The sequence below is a fragment of the Burkholderia stagnalis genome, from assembly GCF_039848545.1.
Taxonomy (GTDB): domain Bacteria; phylum Pseudomonadota; class Gammaproteobacteria; order Burkholderiales; family Burkholderiaceae; genus Burkholderia; species Burkholderia stagnalis.
The window spans coordinates 1,724,343-1,745,795 of the sequence record NZ_CP156685.1 but is presented as its reverse complement, the minus strand read 5'-3'; the positions used below and the strand labels follow the sequence as shown (position 1 = coordinate 1,745,795).

The window sequence follows — 21,453 nt, the reverse complement described above, 5'->3', positions numbered from 1 at the left end:
ATGCGTGCTGCTCACGTGTACGACAGGCCCATCGCGTCGCGCACGTCGCGCATCGTCTCGGTCGCGTACTTGCGTGCCTTGTCGCAGCCGTCGGCGACGATCGCGCGCAGCAGCGACGGGTCGTCCATGTACTTCTGCGCGCGCTCGAGCATCGGCTGCTGCTCGCGCAGGATCCCTTCGACCACCGGCTGCTTGCAATCGAGGCAGCCGATGCCCGCCGAACGGCAGCCCTTCTGCACCCACTCGTGCGTCGCTTCGTCCGTGTAGACCTGGTGCAGCTGCCACACCGGGCACTTGTCCGGATCGCCCGGATCGGTGCGGCGCACGCGCGCCGGGTCGGTCGGCATCGTGCGGACCTTCTTCGTGATCGTCTCCGCATCCTCGCGCAGGCCGATCGTATTGCCGTACGACTTCGACATCTTCTGGCCGTCGAGGCCCGGCATGCGCGACGCTTCCGTCAGCAGCGCCTGCGGCTCGACCAGGATGATCTTGCGCGCGCCTTCGAGATAGCCGAACAGGCGCTCGCGGTCGCTCATCGACAGGCTCTGCGACTCCTGCAGCATCGCGCGCGCCTGCTCGAGCGCCTCGTCGTCGCCTTCCTGCTGGTACGCGTTGCGCAGCTCGCGGTACAGCTTCGCGCGCTTGCCGCCCAGCTTTTTCGCGGCTTCGAGCGCCTTCTCCTCGAACCCGGGCTCACGGCCGTACAGGTAGTTGAAGCGGCGCGCGATCTCGCGCGTCATCTCGACGTGCGGCACCTGATCCTCGCCGACCGGCACGAGCGAGCCGCGGTACAGCAGGATGTCCGCCGCCATCAGCACCGGATAGCCGAGGAAGCCGTAGGTCGACAGGTCCTTGTCCTTCAGCTTCTCGATCTGCTCCTTGTAGGTCGGCACGCGCTCGAGCCAGCCGAGCGGCGTGCTCATGCCGAGCAGCAGCGCGAGTTCCGCATGCTCGGGCACCTTGCTCTGGATGAACAGCGTCGCCTGCGCCGGATCGATGCCCGAGGCGAGCCAGTCGATCAGCACGTCCCACACGTTCTTCTCGATGACCTCGGGCGTCTCGTAGTGCGTCGTGAGCGCATGCCAGTCGACGACGCAGAAGAAGCACGGGTACTCGGACTGCAGCTTCACCCAGTTTTTCAGCACGCCGTGGTAGTGGCCGAGGTGCAGGGATCCGGTGGGCCGCATGCCGGAGAAAATACGATCTGGGAACATGGTTGTCGTTAGAAAAGCGAGGCGAAAGGAGTCAGGATGGCGGACACGACGTCGTAGCCCACGTTGACGAGCGGACGCAGCCAGAATTTCGTCAGCACGCCCGTCGTGACCAGCAAGAGGACGATGATGAAGCCGTACGGCTCGATGCGCGACAGCGCGATCGATTGCTTCGGCGGCAGCAGCGCCGCCAGGATGCGGCCGCCATCGAGCGGCGGCAACGGGAACAGGTTCAGCACGCCGAGCACGAGGTTCACGCTGACGCCGGCGAGCGCCATGCGCGTGAAGAACGGCTCGTCCACGCTCGCGGCGGCGAGCACGACGCTCAGCACGCCCCACAGCAGCGCCTGCACGAAGTTGCAGCCGGGGCCCGCGAGCGACACCCACAGGCTGCCCCAGCGCGGGTTGCGCAGGTTGCTGAACGCGACCGGCACCGGCTTCGCATAGCCGAACAGGAATGCGCCGCCGGTCAGGAAATACATCGCGAGCGGAATCGCGATCGTGCCGATCGGATCGATGTGGCGCATCGGGTTGAACGACACGCGCCCCATCATGTAGGCGGTGTTGTCGCCAAGCAGGCGGGCGGCGTAGCCGTGCGCGGCCTCGTGCAGCGTGATCGCGAAGATCACCGGCAGCGCGTAAACGGCGATGGTCTGTATCAGGGAAGCGTCCATATCGCGTTATTGTAACAAGCGCAATCGTGCGGAAACGGATTGGCGCGGGCTCACGCCGACAGGCCGAACGGCTCGAGCGGCCCGCGCCCGGCGCGCACGAGCTGCGGCTCCGCGTCCGTCAGGTCGATCACCGTCGACGGTTCGCGCGGGCAGGCGCCGCCGTCGATCACGAGATCGACCTGTTTCTCGAGCCGCTCGCGGATCTCGTCCGGATCGTTGAGCGGGTCCGTATCGGGCGGCAGGATCAGCGTCGTGCCGAGCAGCGGCTGGCCGAGCGACTCGAGCAACGCGAGCGTGATCGCGTGCTCCGGCACCCGCAGCCCGATCGTCTTGCGCGACGGATGCGACAGCCGCCGCGGCACCTCCTTCGTGGCCTGCAGGATGAACACGTACGGGCCGGGCGTCACCGACTTGATCAGCCGGTACTGCCGGTTGTCCACCATCGCGAAGTTCGCGAGTTCGGACAGGTCGCGCACCAGCAGCGACAGGTGCTGCTTGTCGTCGAGGCCGCGGATGCGGCGCACCCGCTCGACCGCGTCCTTGTCGTCGAGGTGGCATGCGAGCGCGTAGCTCGAATCGGTCGGCATCGCGACCACCCCGCCCTTGTTGACGATTTCCACCGCCTGCTTGATCAGGCGCGGCTGCGGATTATCCGGATGAATCCTGAAGAACTGGGACATTGGGGGAAGGTGAAGAGGGAATGATCGGGTGCGCGCCGCGCCTGCGGCACGCGCGGCCAGCGGCCGCGGCGGGTCAGAGCCAGCGTTCCCAGACCGGTTTCAGGTCGGATGGCAGCGGCGGCAGGCTGCCCAGCTCGATGCGGCCCTCGCCCGGCGCGTGGAAATCCGAGCCGCACGACGCCTCGAAGCCGAAACGGCGCGCGACGTCCGCATATTCGCGGTACTGGTCCGGCGTATGGCTGCCGGTCACGACCTCGATCGCGCGGCCGCCGAGATCGATGAACTCGCCGAAGAACGCGTCGAATTCGACCGGCGTGTAGCGGTAGCGGCCCGGATGCGCGACCACGGCCTCGCCGCCGGCGCCGCGAATCCATTGCACGGCGTCGGACAGCGTCGCCCAGCGGTGCGGCACGAAACCGGGCTTGCCGTCGCCGAGCAGGCGGTCGAACACGTCGGCCGTCGAGGCGGCATGGCCGCTCTCGACGAGAAAGCGTGCGAAATGCGTGCGCGAGATCAGGTCGGGATTCGACACGTATTTCAGCGCGCCGTCGTATGCACCGGGGATGCCGAGTGTCTCGAGCTGCGCGGCGATCGCCCGCGCGCGGGCTGCCCGGCCGTGGCGCGTGCGGTACAGGCCGTCGACGAGCGCCGGGTTCGTGGGGTCGATGTTCAGGCCGACGATGTGCACCGTGCGCGATGCCCAGGTCACCGAGATTTCGACGCCGCTCAGGTAGCGCATGCCGAGCGCCTCGGCCTCGCTGCGCGCCGCCGCCTGGCCGCCGACCTCGTCGTGATCGGTGAGCGCCCAAAGCGTCACGCCGCCGGCGTGGGCGCGGCGCGCGACATCAACGGGCGACAGCAGGCCGTCGGAGACATTCGAATGACAGTGGAGATCGGCGTTCATTTTTGGCAAGGGAAATCACGCTTCATTCTACTGCAATGCGGCATTCCGCCGCCGCTCCCCTGCCGCCGCGCCGGTCGCGCGCGTTACGCGCAGAACGCCTCGATCAGCGCGGCGATCTGCTCCGGCTGGTCGTGGTGAACCATGTGGCCGGCATCCTCGACGAGCTTTTCGCGCCAGTCCGGGAATGCAGAGAAGCGCGCCTTGAATTCCGCCAGCGGGATGTCGCCGGCCAGATGCGCGAGCGTCGGCGAATTGACCGCCTCGACATGCAGCACCTTCGCGCGCACCTGCGCCCAGGTCGCCATCACCTCGTCGAGACGGTACAGCAGCGGGCCCATCATCTTGTGCGCGGGATCGGCCAGCAGATGGAAGCGCCCGTCGTCGCCCCGCTTCGACCAATGCCCGGCCAGGAACGCGGCGCGGCGCGGATCGAGCCGTGGATTGGTCTTGACCAGGCGGGCCGCGACGTCGTCGAGCGACGCATAGGATTTCAGGGCGGGCGGCTCGCGCAGCGCGTCGAGCCAGCCGCGCAAGCGGCGCGGCGACTGCTCGGCACGGGCCGGCGCCAGGCCGAAGCCTTCCAGGTCGACGACACGCCGCACGCGCTCCGGCCGTGCGCCCGCATACAGGCACACGACGTTCGCGCCCATGCTGTGCCCGACCAGATTGACCTCGCCGGCCGGCGCATAGTGGTCGACCAGTGCGTCGAGGTCGCCGAGGTATTCATGGAACCAGTAATGGCCGCCGCCCTGCTGTGCAACCGGCCAGTCGGACAGCCCGAAGCCGCGCGCGTCCGGCGCGATCACCTGCCAGTCGCCCGCGAGCGCGTCGACGACGAACTGGAACGACGCCGCGACGTCCATCCAGCCGTGCAACATGAACAGCGTCGGCGCATCCGGCCGGCCCCAGCGCCGGACGTGCAGCCTGACGCCTCGCACCGTAACGAAATCGGAAACAGAACTCGTGGCATTCATCGCAGCCGCCAAAAAAGAATGATCGTTCGATTATAGCGGCGTCGCCTGCACCGCCGTTACCCCTGCCGACGATCATGGCGCGTGTCGAGGCACTCCTCTATGCCGGCGCGGCCGGCCCGATCAGCGGATTTCCGGGCCTCATGCCGCGCCCGCCCGGTCCTGGGCGGCAAGTTCTTCCAATTCGGCCGTGTCGAATCCCGCGCTGCGGCGCGCGTCGAAATTGAACGGCCCGCGCAGCCGCGGCGCGTGGTATTGCTCGGCGAGCTGCCGGTAGGTCGGCACCGGATCGCGACCGGCCTCGTCGCACAGATGGCGAAACCAGCGGTTGCCGATCGCGACGTGGCCGATTTCGTCGCGCAGGATCACGTCGAGGATCGCCGCCGCTGCATGGTCACCCGCCTGCGCGAGCCGCGCGCGGATCGGCGGCGATGCGTCGAGCCCACGCGCTTCGAGCGTGCGCGGCACGAGCGCCATGCGCGCGAGCACGTCGCCCGCGGTGCGCTCGCACATCTCCCACAGCCCGTTGTGCGCGGGAAAATCGCCGTATGCGTGACCGAATTCGGCGAGCCGGCCGGCGAGCAGCGAAAAGTGATATGCCTCCTCGGCCGCGACCTTCAGCCAGTCCGCGTAAAACGCGTCCGGCTGGCCGGCAAAGCGCCACACCGCGTCGAGGGCCAGGTTGATCGCGTTGAATTCGATATGCGCGAGCGCGTGCAGCAGCACCGCCCGCCCTTCCGGCGAGCGCATGCTGCGCCGCTCGAGCTGGCGCGGCTCGACCAGCACGGGCCGCGCCGGCCGCCCCGGCAGCCCGGCGGGCTCGGGCAGCACGAGCGACGGATCGATCGCCGCCTGCCCGGCCAGCAACGCGTCGCGGAGCGCGCGCACCCGGACGGCTTTTTCCGCCGGCTCGGGCACGGCGAGTGCGGCAAGCGCTGCGCGGCGCACGCAGGCCGGCGCGTCGGAGAACGAGGAAAAGTCCATGCTCATAAACGGGGACACCGTGAAAAGCGCGGCGAGAGCCGCCGGACACAACGGTTTACAATACGCAGCTGTGCCGCGGCGACGCACGCCGCGCGAAACGCGCCATTTTACCGGCGCGCCCAACGAACGAGACCAAGGAGACTCCGTGACGATCTACAAGCTGGGCGACACCGCCCCGACGATCCACGAAAGCGTGTTCGTCGCCGATACGGCGGCCATCATCGGCAAAGTCGTGCTCGAGGAAAATTCGAGCGTATGGTTCGGCGCGACGCTGCGCGGCGACAACGAGCCGATCACGGTCGGCGCGGGCAGCAACGTGCAGGAAGGCGCGGTGCTGCACACCGACCCCGGCTATCCGCTGACGATTGCCGGGAACGTGACGATCGGGCACCAGGCGATGCTGCACGGCTGCACGGTCGGCGAAAACTCGCTGATCGGAATTCAGGCGGTGATCTTGAATGGCGCGGTCATCGGCCGCAACTGTCTGGTCGGCGCCGGCTCGATCGTGACGGAGGGCAAGACGTTTCCGGACAATTCGCTGATCCTCGGCGCCCCGGCGAAGGTGGTGCGCGAGCTGTCGGCCGAGGACATCGCGCGCCTGCGCGCAAATGCGAAAACGTACGTCGACCGGCGTGCGCATTTCAAGGAGCAACTCGTGCGGATCGGCTGACACCGCGCGATTTTCAAGGAACAAGAGTGAGCGACCAGTTACAGAAATTCATGTTCAATGCGGCGCCCGTGCGCGGCGAAATCGTTTCGCTGCGCAACACGTGGCAGGAAGTGCTGACCCGCCGCGACTACCCCGCGCCCGTGCGCACGGTGCTCGGCGAGATGATGGCCGCCTGCGCGCTGCTGTCGGCGAACCTGAAATTTCACGGCACCCTCGTCATGCAGATCTTCGGCGACGGGCCGGTGAAGATGCTGGTCGTGCAATGCAGCTCGGATCTGTCGATGCGCGCGACCGCGAAGTTCTCCGGCGACGTCGCGCAGACGATCGGCGACGACACGCGCTTCGCCGATCTCGTCAACGCGAGCGGCCACGGCCGCTGCGTGATCACGCTCGATCCGGCCGACAAGCTGCCGGGCCAGCAGCCGTACCAGGGCATCGTGCCGCTCAACGGCGAACACGGCTCGCTGGAATCGATCGCGCAGGTGCTCGAGCAGTACATGCATCACTCGGAACAGCTCGACACGCGCCTGTGGCTCGCCGCCGATCGCGATCGCGCGGTCGGCATGCTGCTGCAGAAGCTGCCCGGCGACGGCGGCATCGTGCCGCGCACCGCGGAAACCGACGCCGACACGTGGGAACGCGTGTGCACGCTCGGCGGCACGCTGTCCGCGCAGGAACTGCTCGAAGTGGAACCGGAAGTCGTGTTCCGCCGGCTGTTCTGGCAGGAAAACGTGCAGCACTTCGAGCCCGCCGTCACGCGCTTCCAGTGCACGTGCTCGCGCGAAAAGGTGGGCGCGATGCTGCGCATGCTCGGCCAGGACGAAGTCGACGGCGTGATCGTCGAGCGCGGCCACGTCGAGATCCATTGCGAGTTCTGCAACCAGCGCTACGAGTTCGATCCCGTCGATGTCGCGCAGCTGTTCGCGTCGCCCGAACTCGCGAGCGGCGTGACGCCTGCCGCCGGGCAGCGTCACTGAGCCGCGCGCCCGCGCACCGGCCGGTGCGCGGGCGCATAATGACGCACGCGTATCGAGCGCGCCGCCTCGCGGCCCGAAGCGTCGGGCCGCCCCGAACCCGGCGCGCAGCTGGAGAAGGTCATGAATCGCCTGTTTCGCCCCCTCTTGTCGACGAGCGCCGCAGCCGGCCTGCTCGTCCTCGCCGGCTGTGCGGTGCAGCCGCCCTCCACGATCCTGAGCCGCCTGCCGGAGCAACGCGCGGCCGGCCAGCCGCCGACGCTGACACCCGCCGAACGCAAGCGCTACGACGAGATCGACAGGCAGGCGCTGCGCGAACAGAACGATGCGATGGCGGCGGAAGCCGCGATACGCGCATGGTCGTACTACACGCCGCCGCCCGTCACGTTCTACGGCAGCTACTACGGCGGCGGCTGGGGGCGCGGCTGGGGCACCGGCGTCAGCTATGGCTATCCGGGCTGGTGGTGGTAGCCGCCGCATCGGCCCGATTATCGACCGTCAGGAAATAAAAAAGCACGGCATTTACCGTGCTTTTTCAATGGCATTGCTGAACCTGCTTCAGCGTCTTCAGTGGTGGGCCGGCTTGCCCTTCTCGCCGCCGCGATGCCGCGACGGCTTCGCGATCGACTGCGGATTCGGCACGACACGCACCGGTGCCGCGGAGACTTCGCCGCGCGTCGACGTGTTGGACAGCGTGTTGGCGACCGGCGCGGGCTGCGCGTTCGGCGATACGAACTGCACGAACACCTCGCCGTCCTTCACCATCCCCATCTCGTAGCGCGCGCGCTCCTCGATGGCTGCCGTGCCGCCCTGCAGGTCCTGCACTTCGCCTGCGATCCGCTCGTTGCGCAGCTTCTCGTCCGCGTTCTTCCGCAACTGGCCGTCCAGCTGCTGACGCAGCTCGTGCACCCGCAACCAGCCCCCATGTCCCCACCATAGGGGGTACTGAATGAGCGCCAGCAAGGCAATCAGGACGACAGTGACAAGCCGCATGTACGAGACGCAGATATAAGAAGCGCCGCTCCACGCATCACGCAGAGCGGCGTCGAAGCAACTAACGCGATAGTAGCGTGTTAGCGCAGGTTATAGAAAGCCGATTTGCCCGGGTAGCTGGCGATATCACCGAGATCTTCCTCGATGCGCAGCAGCTGGTTGTACTTCGAGATGCGGTCGCTGCGCGACAGCGAACCCGTCTTGATCTGGCCGGCGTTCAGGCCGACCGCGATGTCCGCGATCGTCGAGTCTTCCGTTTCGCCCGAGCGGTGCGAGATCACGGCCGTGTAGCCCGCGCGCTTCGCCATCTCGATCGCCGCGAACGTTTCGGTCAGCGTACCAATCTGGTTGATCTTGATGAGGATCGAGTTCGCGATGCCCTTCTCGATGCCTTCCTTCAGGATGCGCGTGTTGGTGACGAACAGGTCGTCGCCGACGAGCTGCACCTTCTTGCCGAGACGCTCGGTCAGCAGCTTCCAGCCGGCCCAGTCGCCTTCGTGCATGCCGTCCTCGATCGACACGATCGGGAACTTGTCCGCGAGCGTCGCGAGGTAGTCGGTGAACTCGGCCGACGACAGCTGCAGGCCTTCGCCCGCGAGCTGGTACTTGCCGTCGTGGTAGAACTCGGAGGCCGCGCAGTCGAGCGCGAGCAGCACGTCTTCGCCCGCACGGTAGCCGGCCTTCTCGATCGCCTGCAGGATCGTCGACAGGCACTCGTCGTTGCTGCCGAAGTTCGGTGCGAAGCCGCCTTCGTCGCCCACCGCCGTGCTCATGCCGCGGTCGCTGAGGATCTTCTTCAGCGCGTGGAACACTTCCGCGCCGCATCGCAGGGCTTCACGGAACGTCGGCTGGCTCACCGGGACGATCATGAATTCCTGGATGTCGAGGCTGTTGTTCGCGTGCGCGCCGCCGTTGACGATGTTCATCATCGGGACCGGCAGCTGCATCGCGCCCGAGCCGCCGAAGTAGCGGTACAGCGGCAGGCCGGCTTCCTCGGCCGCAGCCTTCGCGACGGCCATCGACACGGCCAGCATCGCGTTCGCGCCGAGGCGCGACTTGTTGTCGGTGCCGTCGAGCTCGAGCAGCGTCTTGTCGAGGAACGCCTGTTCCGACGCGTCGAGGCCCATGATGGCTTCGGAGATTTCGGTGTTGATGTGCTCGACCGCCTTCAGCACGCCCTTGCCGTTGTAGCGGCCGGCTTCGCCGTCGCGCAGTTCGATCGCTTCACGCGAGCCGGTGGATGCGCCCGACGGCACGGCCGCGCGGCCCATCGTGCCCGATTCGAGCAACACGTCGCATTCGACGGTGGGGTTGCCGCGCGAATCCAGAATCTCGCGGCCGATGATATCTACGATGGCACTCATGGGTTTCCTCTGAGAATGACGATGGATTCTTCAAACTGCGACGGCGCTCGCGCGAAAGCCGCTTTCGCTACTGACGCGCGAAGCCGCCGCAAGGTTCATTCGGTCTTTAATTGAAATCGTTTTCCAGGAACGGATTGCGCTTCACCGCCTGGTCGAGCGTGACGAGCGTCTCGAGCAGCGCGCCCATCCGGTTCACCGGCACCGCGTTCGGGCCGTCCGACTTTGCTTCGGCCGGATTCGGGTGCGTTTCCATGAACAGGCCCGCGACGCCCGTGGCGACCGCCGCGCGCGCGAGCACCGGCACGAATTCGCGCTGGCCGCCCGAGCTCGTGCCCTGCCCGCCCGGCAGCTGCACCGAGTGGGTCGCGTCGAACACGACGGGCGCGGCCGTCTCGCGCATGATCGCGAGCGAGCGCATGTCGGACACGAGGTTGTTGTAGCCGAACGACACGCCACGCTCGCACGCCATGAAGCGGTCTTCCGACAGCCCCGCTTCACGTGCCGCGTCGCGCGCCTTGTCGATCACGTTCTTCATGTCGTGCGGCGCGAGGAACTGGCCCTTCTTGATGTTGACGGGCTTGCCCGAGCGCGCGCACGCGTGGATGAAATCCGTCTGGCGGCACAGGAAAGCGGGCGTCTGCAGCACGTCGACGACCGACGCGACCGTTTCGATCTCCTCGATCGAATGCACGTCGGTCAGCACCGGCAGGTCGAGCTGGCGCTTCACCTCGGACAGGATGCGCAGCCCCTCGTCCATTCCGAGGCCGCGAAACGACTTGCCCGAGCTGCGGTTCGCCTTGTCGTAGGACGACTTGTAGATGAACGGAACGTTCAGCTTCGCGCAGATCTCCTTCAGGCGGCCCGCCGTGTCGATCGTCATTTGCTCCGATTCGACGACGCAGGTACCCGCGATCAGGAAGAAAGGCTTGTCGAGACCGACCTCGAAATCGCACAGCTTCATGCTTGCACTCCGCGCGCTTGCTTGTTGGCGAGCGCGGCTTCGACGAACGACTTGAACAGGGGGTGACCGTCACGCGGCGTGGACGTGAATTCCGGGTGGAACTGGACGCCGACGAACCACGGGTGCATCGAGTGCGGCAGCTCCATCATTTCCGGCAGGTCCTCGCTCGGGGTACGGGCGCTGATGATAAGGCCGCCGGCTTCGAGCTGGGGCACGAAGCGGTTATTGACTTCATAACGGTGGCGATGGCGTTCGTTCACGTCCTTGCCATAGATTTCTTCCGCCATCGTGCCCGGCTTGATCGGGCAGCGTTGCGAACCCAGGCGCATCGTGCCGCCGAGATCGGATTCCTCGGTGCGCGTCTCGACCTTGCCTTCGCGGTCGTACCATTCGGTGATCAGCGCGACCACGCGTTCCGGCGTGTCCGGATCGAATTCCGTGCTGTTCGCCTGCTTCAGGCCGACGACGTCGCGCGCGAATTCGATCACCGCGAGCTGCATGCCGAGGCAGATGCCGAGGTACGGCACCTTGGACTCGCGCGCATAGCGGATCGCCGCGATCTTGCCTTCCGTGCCGCGACGGCCGAAACCGCCCGGCACCAGCACGGCGTCGAGATGCTTCAGGCTGTCGACACCGTTCGTCTCGATCTCTTCCGAGTCGATGTACTCGATGTTGACCTTGGTCGACGTGTGGATCGACGCATGGCGCAGCGCCTCGATCAGCGACTTGTACGACTCGGTCAGTTCGACGTACTTGCCGACCATGCCGATCGTCACTTCGTGCTTCGGGTTCTGCAGCTTCTCGACGAGCTCCGACCACATGCTCAGGTCGGCATCCTTCGGCGACAGCTTCAGCTCTTCGCAGATGATCCGGTCGAGGCCCTGGTCGTGCAGCATCTGCGGAATCTTGTAGATGCTGTCGGCGTCCCACACCGAGATCACGGCGTCTTCGGGCACGTTCGAGAACATCGAGATCTTCTTCGATTCGTCGTCCGGAATGGGGCGATCCGCACGGCACAGCAGCACGTGCGGCAGGATGCCGATCTCGCGCAGCTTCTGAACGCTGTGCTGGGTCGGCTTCGTCTTCAGCTCGCCGGCCGTCGCGACGTACGGCACGAGCGTGAGGTGCACGAAACATGCGCTGTTGCGGCCGAGGCGCAGGCTCATCTGGCGCGCGGCCTCGAGGAACGGCAGCGACTCGATGTCGCCGACCGTGCCGCCGATCTCGACGATCGCGACGTCCGGCTCACCGCAGGTGGCCGACGCGGCGCCGCGCTCGACGAACGCCTGAATCTCGTTCGTGATGTGCGGAATCACCTGCACGGTCTTGCCGAGATAGTCGCCGCGGCGTTCCTTGCGGATCACCGATTCGTAGATCTGGCCGGTCGTGAAGTTGTTGGCCTTGCGCATCTTCGTGCTGATGAAGCGCTCATAGTGGCCGAGGTCGAGGTCAGTCTCCGCTCCGTCCTCCGTCACGAACACTTCGCCGTGCTGAAACGGGCTCATCGTGCCGGGGTCGACGTTGATGTAGGGATCGAGTTTGAGGAGGGTGACTTTCAGACCGCGCGATTCGAGGATCGCGGCGAGGGAAGCGGCGGCAATACCCTTGCCGAGGGAAGAAACTACGCCGCCGGTGACGAAAACATATTTGGTCATCGCTGGATGCTCGCGGGAAAAACGGATTATACCGTAAAGCCCGCGCTTCTCTCAGCAATTGACGTGATGATCGTACCCTATCCCGATATGCCGCGCCGCAAGCGTCCGGCGCGCCGTAACCGGCCGGCCTGTCGGGCCGCGCGCGTCAGGCGCTCTGCGCGTACGCGACGCTCCCCTCTTCCGCGCGCAGCATGTTCAGCATCCGCTGCAATGCGCGCGCCGTCTCGAGCGGCCGCTCCATCGGAAACAGGTGGCTGCCCTCGAGCCATTCGATGCGCCCGCGCGTCGCCCGGCGCGTCGCATCGAGCCCGACCTGGCGCACTTCGCGCGAGCGGGTGCCGGCGAGGAAGCCGAGCGGCACCGGCACGCCGTGCGCAAGCCGCGGGCCGAGCGTATGCGGCAGCGTCCGGTAGATCAGGTATTCGACCTGGCGGTCGAACGCGAGCGTGCGCTCGCCGGCGACGTCCGCCTGCGGAATGCCGTAGTCGATGTAGTCGGCCAGCATCCGCTCGTCCCAGCGCGCGAACGCCGGCTTTTCGCGGAAGTGCCGCCACGCTTCGTCGCGGCTCGCCCAGTGCGTGCGCCGGTTGCGCGTCGCCGCGGCCGGCGACAGCCGCTCGTCGAGCCCCGCCCACTGGCTGGCGCGCAATGCACCGCTGCGCCAGCCGGCGATGATCGGCGAATCGAGCATCACCACGCCGCGCACCCATTGCGGCTTCTTCAGCGCGGCCATCAGCGACAGGTAGCCGCCGAGCGAATGGCCGACGAGCCACACCGGCCGCTCGTAGCGGCCGCCGATGTCGTCGAGCAGCTGCTCGACGAGGTGCGGCCAGTCGCGGGTGACCGGGTAGCGCCGGTCGTGACCGATCCGCTCGATGAAGCGCAGCTCGTAGTCGTCGGCCAGCTCGGCGAAGATCGTCCGGTACGTCGACGCCGGAAAGCCGTTCGCGTGCGAAAAATGGAGGATGTCCTTCAAGCGCCCGTGTCTCCTTTATCGGCCGGCGCCAGCGCCGCAGCGCGGGCTCCGGGCCCTTCCGTATGGCTATCGTCCCGCGGCGCGCGTCACCGGTCCATCCAGTAGCGGCGCTGCGCATCGCGGTGACGTTCGAGCCCGAAGCCACCTTCCGCCGGCGCGACGTCGAACCGCACCGCGCCGTCGCGATCGGTGCGCGGCAACGGAATTCCGCGCCCCGCGTAGCGCGCGAGGACGGTCGGGTGCGGATGCCCGAAACGATTGCGATAGCCTACAGGAAAAGCCGCGGCGAGCGGCCCGACCGAGTCGAGGAAAGGCTCGGTCGACGACGAGCGGCTGCCGTGGTGCGGGACGATCAGGATCTGCGCGGCGAGCGCGTCGCGATCCGCGGCGATCAGCCGGCGCTCGACGCGCGCGTCGATGTCGCCCGTCAGCAGCGCGGACGTGCCGCCCGCGTCGACGCGCAGCACGCACGACTGCGCGTTCGTCGCGCCGCCGTTGGGGCCGCCTTCCGGCCAGAGCACCGTAAACGTCACACCGTCCCAGTGCCAGCGCTGCCCCGCCGCGCACGGCACGAGGCTCGCGACGCCGGCCGCCCGCGCGTCGCGCCACAGCCGGTTGCCGGCCGGCATGCCGCCCAGCAGCTGGCGCACGTCGATGGCCGCCTGGACCGCGGCGGCGCCGCCGGCATGATCGGCATCCGCATGGCTCAACATCAGCGTATCGAGCGTATGGAGACCGCGGGCACGCAGGAACGGTACGACGATCCGCTCGCCGGCATGGGTCGATTCCGGCCCCGGTCCCGCGTCGAACAGCAGGGTTCGGCGCGCGGTCTCGACCAGCACCGACTCACCCTGCCCGACATCGAGCACGGTCAGCCGGAAGCCGCCTTCCGGCGGCCGGTCCGGCGCCGGCGCGACGAGCGGCAGCCACGTGAGCGGCGCCGCCCAGCGCAGCGGAAAGCCGCGCGGCAGCAGCGCCCATACGACGCCCGCGCATGCGAGCAGCAGCACCGGCCAATCCGGCACCGGCAGCCAGAGCACGCTTCGCGGCCAGCCGGCCAGCCAGGCGAGCGCCGCCATCATCGGTTCGAGCGCCGCATGCGCGAGCCGGAAAGCGTACGCGTCGAGCGGCGCCGGCAGCGCGATGCCGGCCAGCACGACCGGCGTCACGACGCTGCCGACCCACGGAATCGCGAACGCGTTGGCGAGCGGCCCCGACACGGAAACCTGCGCGAACCACGCAACCGTCAACGGCGCGAGCCCGATCGTCACCGCATACTGCACGCGCGATGCTTCCATCACGCGCCGGGCGCCGCGCAGGCACGCGGCGCGCAGGCGCTCGCGGAGCCCGCCGTCGGCCGGCGCGGCGCCGCTCGCGTGCACCGCGCGCCAGCCCGCAACCGCCAGCAGGATGACGGCGACCGCGCCGAACGACAGCCAGAAGCCGGCCGACAGCACCGCCCAGGGATCGGCCAGCAGCACTCCGCCGAGCGCCGCGCACAGCACCGATGACGCCGGCACGCTGCGCCCCGCCAGATACGCGGCGCCACCGGCCGCGATCATCCACCACGCACGCTGCGCCGGCACGTTGAAGCCGGCGAGCGCGGCGTACCCGAGCGCCCCCGCCAATGCCGCGAGCGCGGCGACGTAAGGCGCGGGCACGACGAGCGCGGCCGCGTGCCGCCGCCAGCGGATACGCCGCCAGACCGCCGACGCGAGCCCGCCCGCAAGGCCGCCGACCATGCCGACGTGCAGGCCCGAGATGGCGACGAGATGGCTGGTGCCGGTGTCGCGCAGCACGCGCCAGTCGTCGCCGCCGATGCCGGATTGATCGCCGATCGCGAGCGCGGCGACGATGCCGCGGTGCGGCGCATTCGCGCCGAGCGTCGCGCCGATGCGCGCCCGCAACCCGTCGCGCAGCCGGTCGATCGATGCCTGGAGGCCGCGCGCTCGCGCGTCGAGCAACGCCGCCCGTCGCGAGTCGGCCACGTAGCCGAGCGCGCGGATTCCCGCGCCGAGCCATGCCGCCTCGACGTCGCGCACGCCGGGATTCGCCTCGCCATGCGGCCGCTTCAGCCGCACCGTCAGCCGCCAGCGCTGCGCGGCACGCACGTCCGGGATGGCCGCCGGCGCCGTGCGCGCGCCGTATGTGCGCCACGACAGCCGGATCAGCGGCGGGAAACGGGCGAGCCCGGCGTCGTTCGATTCGACCGCGAACAGAAACCGCGCGCCGTCGTCACCGACGGCCGGCAGCCCCTTGACCACGCCCGTCACCGTGATGTCGCGCCCTTCCCATTCGACCGGCAGGCCGTCGCGCAGCCGCCATTCGGCCCGCGCTGCCGCATAGCCGAAGCCCGCGACGCAGGCGGCGGCCACGCACAGCGCCCAGCCGGCCGCCACGGTCGCGCGGGTCCGCCGAGCGCGACGCGCGCACGCGATGCCCGCCACCGCAAACGCCGCCAGCGCGGCTGTGCCCACCAGCCATCCCGCGACGCCCGGCAGCGCCGCCTGCCGCTGCAGCACGACGACACCGAGCGCGAACGCCACCCACCACACGCGCATTCCGCCTCCTCGCCAACCCGGCGGCGCCATCGCGAAACCGGCGCCTGCGGGAAACGATTATGCGGACGAAAGCGCGAGACGGGGCAGCGCGGCGCGCGCGTTAGCCGAAGTGGATAGGGCCAGCGCGGACGCGTCGATGCCGCGCAGTTCGGCGAGCACGTCGCCGATGCGCGGCACCTGGTCCGGCGTATTGCGGGATTTGTACGCCCACTCGGGCGCGATGTCGGGCGCATCCGTCTCGACGACGAGCGCGTCGACGGGCAGCTGCGCCGCCAGCCGGCGGATCTGCAGCGCACGCCCGAACGTGACGTTGCCGCCGAAGCCGAGATGCAAACCCTGCGCGAGATAGGCTTCGGCCTGCTGGAAACTGCCGTTGAATGCATGGGCGATGCCGCGCCGCACGCCGAAACGGCGCAGCCCCGCGAGCACGCGGTCCTGCGACTTGCGGACGTGGCACAGCACCGGCAGGTCGAACTCGCGCGCGAGCTTCAATTGGCCCTGGTAGAAGAATTGCTGCAGCGCCTCGTCGAGCCCCGGCACGAAATAGTCGAGCCCGATTTCGCCGATCGCGACGAAGCGCGGATCGTCGATGCTCGCCTCGATTTCCATGCGCAGCAGGTCGAGGTCGCCGTCGCGCGCATGCGGCGTGTACATCGGATGGATGCCGAGCGCATAGACGGCCCCCGGCGTACGCTGCGCGAGTTCGCGCACCGTCGCGAAGTTGTCGCGTCCGACGCTCGGGATCACGATGCGCGACACGCCCGCTTCGCGCGCCGCCTGCGCGACCGCGTCACGGTCGGCGTCGAATTCGGCGGCATCGAGATGGCAGTGCGTATCGATCCACATGTCGGCATTCACCGGAGCGCCCCGTCGCGGATTGCGCCGGGGCAAGGGTTATCGTCAGACCGGCACGGCCGGCTCTTCGTGCAGCACGCCGTCGCGCAGCCGCATGGTGCGGTCGCACCGCGCGGCGAGATCGGGATCGTGCGTGACGATCACGAAGCTCGTTTCGAGCGTCTCGGACAGCTCGAGCATCAGGTTGAACACCGTATCGGCGGTGCCGCCGTCGAGGTTGCCGGTCGGCTCGTCGGCGAGCACGCACGCGGGCTTCGTCACGAGCGCGCGCGCGATCGCGACGCGCTGCCGCTCGCCGCCCGACAGCTCGCCCGGACGATGCTTCGCGCGCGCGCCGAGCCCGACCCGCTCGAGCATCGCCTGCGCTTCGGCGCGCGCGGCCTCGGTCGTCATCCGGCGGATGCGCAGCGGCATCGCGACGTTGTCGAGCGCGGTGAATTCCGGCAGCAGGTGATGGAACTGATAGACGAAGCCCAGCGCGCGATTGCGCAGGTCGTTGCGCTCGCGCTCGCCGAGCTGCGTGAACGGCTTGCCGAGCAGCGACACCTCCCCCGCGCTCGGTTCGTCGAGCCCGCCGAGCACGTGCAGCAGCGTGCTCTTGCCGGAACCCGACGCGCCGACGACCGCGAGCTTCTCGCCGCGCCGCACCGACAGCTCGGTGTTGTTGAGCACCTGCACGTTGAAGCCGCCCTGCACGAATGCCTTCGTGATGCCGCGCGCCTGAAGCACGTATTCCTGCATACCTGCCGAATCCTGGTTGAGTGGTTGAGTGGAACCCGCGAACGCGGCGGCGCGGTCATTCATAGCGCAGCGCCTCCGCCGGCTTCACCTTCGCGCCGCGCCAGCTCGGGTACAGCGTCGCGACGGCCGACAGCGCGAACGCGATCAGGCCGATCCTGATCACGTCGCTCGCGACGAGTTCGGACGGCAGTTCGCTGATGAAGTACACCGACGGCGGCAGGAACTGCACGCCGAACGCATGCTCGATCATCGGGATCAGCCACGGGATGCTCCACGCGATCAGGCAGCCGAGCGCGACGCCGGTCGCGGTGCCGACGAAGCCGATCGTCACGCCCTGCACGACGAAGATCTTCATGATCGAGCCGGGCTGCGCGCCGAGGGTGCGCAGGATCGCGATGTCGGCCTGCTTGTTGGTCACCGTCATCACGAGCGACGACACGAGGTTGAACGCGGCCACCGCGATGATCAGCGTGAGGATGATGAACATCATCCGCTTCTCGATCTGCACGGCCGAGAACCAGGTCTTGTTCTGCTGCGTCCAGTCGCGGATGTACAGGCTGCCCGACAGCGAACGCGACAGCTCGAGCGCCACCTCGGGCGCCTTCTGCATGTCCGTCACCCGCAGCCGCACGCCGGTCGGCGCGCTCAGGCGGAACAGCGCCTGCGCGTCGCGGATATCGATCATCGCGAGCGTGCTGTCGTATTCATAATGGCCGGACTCGAAGATGCCGACCACCGTGAACTGCTTGAGCCGCGGCATCATGCCGGCCGGCGTGATCGTGCCTTCGGGCGCGACGAGCGTGATCTTGTCGCCCACCGTCACGCCGAGATTGCCGGCGAGCGCGTCGCCGAGCACGATGCCGAACTGGCCGGGCGCGAGCGCGGTGAGCCGGCCGGCCTTCATGTCCTTGCCGATGTCCGACACCTGCGGCTCGAGCGTCGGCTCGATGCCGCGCAGCATCACGCCGCTCACCGCGTCCTGGCGCGTCAGCAGCGCCTGCGCCTCGACGTACGGCGCCGCGCCGATCACCGACGGGTTGCGGCGCGCCTCCTGCGCGGTCAGCTGCCAGTTCGGCATCGAGCCGGTCGGCGAGAACACCTCGACGTGCGCGAGCACCGACAGCATCCGGTCGCGTACCTCTTTCTGGAAGCCGTTCATCACCGACAGCACGACGATCAGCGCCGCGACGCCGAGCGCGATGCCGAGCATCGAGACGAGGGCGATGAAGGAAATGAAGCCGTTGCCGGTCGTGCGTTTGCCGGCGCGCGTATAGCGCCAGCCGATCTGCCATTCGTACGGAAGTTTCAAGCGAATCCTTTCTGCTGGTTGCGGCGTGGGGAGCGGCCCGCGATGGCGGTCGCCGCCCGGCCCGGGCGGGGACGAAAACCGCCGCCGGACGCAAGCGGGCCGTCGGCCCGCCCGATCACGCGCGCAGTTTGCCATACAATGCGCACCATCATGCACGACCGACGCCTCCATTTTCTCGTTCCGTTCGCGCTGCCGTCGGCGGCCGATGCGGCCTCGTCCCTGCACACGCTGGACAGCCCCGCGCTCGAAAAGTTGCTGTCGCGCGCGAGCCTCGTCGAACGCGTGGCCGGCGAGGACTTCCAGCGCACGCTGCCGCACGAGCGCTGGCTCGCCCGCCAGTTCGGCGCGGCCCAGGGCAGCGCCGCCGACGAGGCGCCGCTTGCCCCGTACATGCTGCTCGCCGACGGCGGCGAGCCCGGCGAGCACGCATGGGCCTGCGTCGAGCCCGTGCACGTCGAAATCGCGCACGACCACCTCGTGCTCGTCGATCCGGCCGCGCTCGCGCTGGACGACGGCGACGCAGCCGCGCTGCTCGCGGTCGCCCGCCCGCTGATCGAGGAACTCGGGGTCCGGCTCGAAGCGCCCCGGCCGACCCGCTGGTACCTGTCGAGCGAGCAGCTGCGCCATCTGGCCGGCGCCGCGCCGCTGCGCGCGAGCGGCCGCAACATCGAAATCTGGCTGCCGCACGAGGCGCACACCGGCGAACGCTCGCGGATGTGGATGAAGCTGCAGAACGAGGTGCAGATGGCGTGGTTCCAGCATCCCGTCAACGAAGCCCGCGAGGCGCGCGGGCTGCCGGCCGTCAACTCGATCTGGTTTCACGCGCAGGGCACGCTGAAGCCCGTCGCCAAGCCGTTCGCGCGCGTGCTGTCCGCGGCGCCGGCGGCGCTCGGCCTCGCCCGCGCGGCCCGTGCCGACACCGGCGCGCCCCCCGCCGCGCTCGACGCGCTCGCACCCGCCGACGGCACGACCCTTGTCGAGCTGTCGACGCTCACCACCCCATTCATCGAACAGGACTGGGCACGCTGGCACGACGCGCTGGCCGCGCTGGAACGCGACTGGTTCGCGCCGGCCCTCGCCGCGCTGCAACGCGGCGAGCTGGCGAGCGTCGAGCTCACGCTGTGCGGCGACACCAGCTCCGCGACCCTGCGCGCGACGCGCGGCGACCTGCGCAAGTTCTGGCGCCGCCGCGCGATCGCGTCCCTGTTCGAATAAAGAAGCGACCCAGCATGACCCGCATCGTTACCCGTTCCGTCGCGCCCGCCGACGCCGAGGCGCTTGCCCGCCACGGCCTGCACCCGGTGCTCGCGCGCCTGTATGCCGCGCGCGGCGTGCAATCCCCGACCGACATCGAGACCGCGCTCGCGCGGCTCGTCCCGCCCACCGAACTGAAAGGCTGCGCCGACGCGGCCGCGCTGCTCGCCGACGCGATCGCCGACAAGCGGCGCCTGCTCGTCGTCGCCGACTACGACTGCGACGGCGCGACCGCCTGCGCGGTCGCGGTGCGCGGGCTGCGGATGTTCGGCGCGCAGATCGACTACCTGGTGCCGAACCGCTTCGAGTACGGCTATGGCCTCACGCCCGAGATCGTCGAACTGGCGGCCGCGCGCAAGCCCGACCTGCTGATCACGGTCGACAACGGCATCGCCAGCGTCGCGGGCGTCGAAGCCGCGAACGCGCGCGGCATCGACGTGCTCGTGACCGACCACCACCTGCCCGGCGACGCGCTGCCGGCCGCGCGCGCGATCGTCAACCCGAACCAGCCGGGCTGCGCGTTCCCGAGCAAGCACATCGCCGGCGTCGGCGTGATGTTCTACGTGCTGCTCGCGCTGCGCGCCGAGCTGCGCCGCCGCGGCGCGTTCCCGAGCAAGGAAGCCGAGCCGCGCCTCGACGGCCTGCTCGACCTCGTCGCGCTCGGCACCGTCGCCGACGTCGTGCGGCTCGACGGCAACAACCGCGTGCTGGTCGCGCAGGGGCTGCAGCGGATCCGCAACGGCCGGATGCAGCCGGGCATCGCCGCGCTGTTCCGCGCGGCCGCCCGCGACGCGCGCACCGCATCGGGCTTCGATCTCGGCTTCGGCCTCGGGCCGCGGCTGAACGCGGCCGGCCGGCTGTCGGACATGTCGCTCGGCATCGAGTGCCTGACCACCGACGACGTCGGCCGCGCGTGGGAGCTCGCGCAGCAGCTCGACACGATGAACCGCGAGCGCCGCGAGATCGAGGCCGGCATGCAGCAGCAGGCGCTCGCCGATCTCGCCGACGTCGATCCGGCCGACGCGTGCACGATCACCCTGTTCAACCCCGAATGGCATCAGGGCGTGATCGGCATCGTCGCCGGGCGCCTGAAGGAGAAATTCCACCGCCCGTCGTTCACGTTCGCGCACGCGGACGAGCAAGGCACGCGGGTCAAGGGCTCCGGTCGATCGATCCCCGGTTTCCACCTGCGCGACGCGCTCGACCTCGTGTCGAAGCGCGAGCCGGACCTGATCGTCGCGTTCGGCGGCCATGCGATGGCGGCCGGCCTGACGCTCGACACCGAGAACGTGCCGCGCTTCGCGGCCGCGTTCGAGGCCGTCGCGCGCGAATGGCTGTCCGACGACGCGCTCGCCCGCGTGATCGAGACCGACGGCGAGCTCGAGGATGCGTACTTCACGCCGCAGTTCGTCGGGCTGCTCGACGAGGCCGTCTGGGGCCAGGGCTTTCCGGCCCCGCTTTTCTCCGGCGAATTCGACGTCGTGTCACAGAGCCTCGTGAAGGAAAAGCACCTGAAGCTGCAGCTCGCGCGCGGCCGCCAGCGCTTCAACGCGATCTGGTTCAACCACACCGAGCCGCTGCCGGCGAGCGCGCTCATCGCGTACCGCCTCGTTGCCGACACGTGGAACGGCGTCACGCGCGTGCAATTGATCGTCGAGCACGCAGCGGCATAAAGGAAGACGGGCGGGGAAGGCGCGCGAACATGCGCGCCGCCCG

At 68.8% G+C, this 21,453-nt stretch carries 20 protein-coding genes; 5 read left to right on the top strand and 15 right to left on the bottom strand.

Going from position 1 to position 21,453, the window contains the following annotated elements; all coding sequences use genetic code 11:
• Positions 1–11: 11 nt before the first annotated feature.
• The 6 genes from ABFO07_RS08210 to ABFO07_RS08185 all read right to left on the bottom strand — a co-directional run bounded on the left by ABFO07_RS08210 (position 12) and on the right by ABFO07_RS08185 (position 5,430).
• Positions 12–1,214 (bottom strand): tryptophan--tRNA ligase, encoded by a 1,203-nt coding sequence (locus ABFO07_RS08210; protein WP_059879005.1) that lies wholly within the window; start codon positions 1,212–1,214, stop codon positions 12–14.
• Between the two features lie 8 nt (positions 1,215–1,222).
• On the bottom strand, positions 1,223–1,885 hold the full coding sequence (locus ABFO07_RS08205; RefSeq protein WP_059567486.1) for a site-2 protease family protein: 663 nt from the start codon (positions 1,883–1,885) through the stop codon (positions 1,223–1,225).
• 50 nt (positions 1,886–1,935) lie between these two features.
• A complete protein-coding gene (locus ABFO07_RS08200; RefSeq protein ID WP_059567488.1) occupies positions 1,936–2,565 on the bottom strand; it encodes an L-threonylcarbamoyladenylate synthase in 630 nt (209 codons plus the stop codon).
• Positions 2,566–2,638: 73 nt separating this feature from the next.
• Positions 2,639–3,469, bottom strand: a complete 831-nt coding sequence (locus ABFO07_RS08195) for a 3',5'-nucleoside bisphosphate phosphatase (protein WP_059809687.1) — start codon at positions 3,467–3,469, stop codon at positions 2,639–2,641.
• 83 nt (positions 3,470–3,552) lie between these two features.
• Positions 3,553–4,443 carry an alpha/beta fold hydrolase gene (locus ABFO07_RS08190; protein WP_059809688.1) on the bottom strand — a complete coding sequence of 297 codons (891 nt, stop codon included), beginning with the start codon at positions 4,441–4,443 and terminating at the stop codon, positions 3,553–3,555.
• A 138-nt stretch (positions 4,444–4,581) separates the two neighbouring features.
• Positions 4,582–5,430 (bottom strand): ferritin-like domain-containing protein, encoded by an 849-nt coding sequence (locus tag ABFO07_RS08185; protein ID WP_347468649.1) that lies wholly within the window; start codon positions 5,428–5,430, stop codon positions 4,582–4,584.
• Positions 5,431–5,569: 139 nt separating this feature from the next.
• Here ABFO07_RS08185 and ABFO07_RS08180 point away from each other — a divergent pair, with 139 nt between their 5' ends.
• From ABFO07_RS08180 to ABFO07_RS08170, 3 genes are all read left to right on the top strand, one after another.
• A complete protein-coding gene (locus tag ABFO07_RS08180; RefSeq protein WP_059809692.1) occupies positions 5,570–6,094 on the top strand; it encodes a gamma carbonic anhydrase family protein in 525 nt (174 codons plus the stop codon).
• A gap of 26 nt (positions 6,095–6,120) precedes the next feature.
• Positions 6,121–7,071, top strand: coding sequence for an Hsp33 family molecular chaperone HslO (gene hslO / locus ABFO07_RS08175; protein ID WP_059567495.1), 951 nt, complete (start codon positions 6,121–6,123; stop codon positions 7,069–7,071).
• 120 nt (positions 7,072–7,191) lie between these two features.
• Positions 7,192–7,539 carry a hypothetical protein gene (locus ABFO07_RS08170; RefSeq protein WP_059567498.1) on the top strand — a complete coding sequence of 116 codons (348 nt, stop codon included), beginning with the start codon at positions 7,192–7,194 and terminating at the stop codon, positions 7,537–7,539.
• 96 nt (positions 7,540–7,635) lie between these two features.
• Here the strand turns inward: ABFO07_RS08170 and ftsB are convergent, their stop codons facing one another.
• The 9 genes from ftsB to ABFO07_RS08125 form a co-directional block, all read right to left on the bottom strand.
• Positions 7,636–8,061 carry a cell division protein FtsB gene (gene ftsB / locus ABFO07_RS08165; RefSeq protein WP_059567500.1) on the bottom strand — a complete coding sequence of 142 codons (426 nt, stop codon included), beginning with the start codon at positions 8,059–8,061 and terminating at the stop codon, positions 7,636–7,638.
• Positions 8,062–8,141: 80 nt separating this feature from the next.
• Positions 8,142–9,425 carry a phosphopyruvate hydratase gene (eno, locus tag ABFO07_RS08160; protein ID WP_017331789.1) on the bottom strand — a complete coding sequence of 428 codons (1,284 nt, stop codon included), beginning with the start codon at positions 9,423–9,425 and terminating at the stop codon, positions 8,142–8,144.
• Between the two features lie 106 nt (positions 9,426–9,531).
• Positions 9,532–10,386 carry a 3-deoxy-8-phosphooctulonate synthase gene (gene kdsA, locus ABFO07_RS08155; protein WP_124491695.1) on the bottom strand — a complete coding sequence of 285 codons (855 nt, stop codon included), beginning with the start codon at positions 10,384–10,386 and terminating at the stop codon, positions 9,532–9,534.
• Positions 10,383–12,041 (bottom strand): CTP synthase, encoded by a 1,659-nt coding sequence (locus ABFO07_RS08150; RefSeq protein WP_059567504.1) that lies wholly within the window; start codon positions 12,039–12,041, stop codon positions 10,383–10,385. The genes kdsA and ABFO07_RS08150 overlap by 4 nt, the downstream gene beginning before the upstream one ends.
• A gap of 145 nt (positions 12,042–12,186) precedes the next feature.
• Positions 12,187–13,017: an alpha/beta fold hydrolase gene (locus tag ABFO07_RS08145; protein ID WP_059567506.1), complete on the bottom strand. Its 831-nt coding sequence runs from the start codon at positions 13,015–13,017 to the stop codon at positions 12,187–12,189.
• A gap of 86 nt (positions 13,018–13,103) precedes the next feature.
• Complete coding sequence (locus ABFO07_RS08140) at positions 13,104–15,578, bottom strand: DNA internalization-related competence protein ComEC/Rec2 (RefSeq protein ID WP_347468618.1); 2,475 nt, start codon at positions 15,576–15,578, stop codon at positions 13,104–13,106.
• A 57-nt stretch (positions 15,579–15,635) separates the two neighbouring features.
• Positions 15,636–16,424 carry a TatD family hydrolase gene (locus tag ABFO07_RS08135; protein ID WP_059879055.1) on the bottom strand — a complete coding sequence of 263 codons (789 nt, stop codon included), beginning with the start codon at positions 16,422–16,424 and terminating at the stop codon, positions 15,636–15,638.
• A 54-nt stretch (positions 16,425–16,478) separates the two neighbouring features.
• Positions 16,479–17,237 carry a lipoprotein-releasing ABC transporter ATP-binding protein LolD gene (gene lolD / locus ABFO07_RS08130; protein ID WP_081059765.1) on the bottom strand — a complete coding sequence of 253 codons (759 nt, stop codon included), beginning with the start codon at positions 17,235–17,237 and terminating at the stop codon, positions 16,479–16,481.
• Positions 17,230–18,483 carry a lipoprotein-releasing ABC transporter permease subunit gene (locus ABFO07_RS08125; protein ID WP_059567512.1) on the bottom strand — a complete coding sequence of 418 codons (1,254 nt, stop codon included), beginning with the start codon at positions 18,481–18,483 and terminating at the stop codon, positions 17,230–17,232. Before ABFO07_RS08125 ends, lolD begins: the two co-directional genes overlap by 8 nt.
• A gap of 150 nt (positions 18,484–18,633) precedes the next feature.
• On the opposite strand from ABFO07_RS08125, the gene ABFO07_RS08120 reads away from it, so the two are divergent.
• Positions 18,634–19,698, top strand: coding sequence for a regulator (locus ABFO07_RS08120; protein WP_150999048.1), 1,065 nt, complete (start codon positions 18,634–18,636; stop codon positions 19,696–19,698).
• 14 nt (positions 19,699–19,712) lie between these two features.
• Entirely contained in the window at positions 19,713–21,410 is a 1,698-nt protein-coding gene (recJ, locus tag ABFO07_RS08115; protein ID WP_059809702.1) for a single-stranded-DNA-specific exonuclease RecJ, read from the top strand.
• Positions 21,411–21,453: the final 43 nt, after the last annotated feature.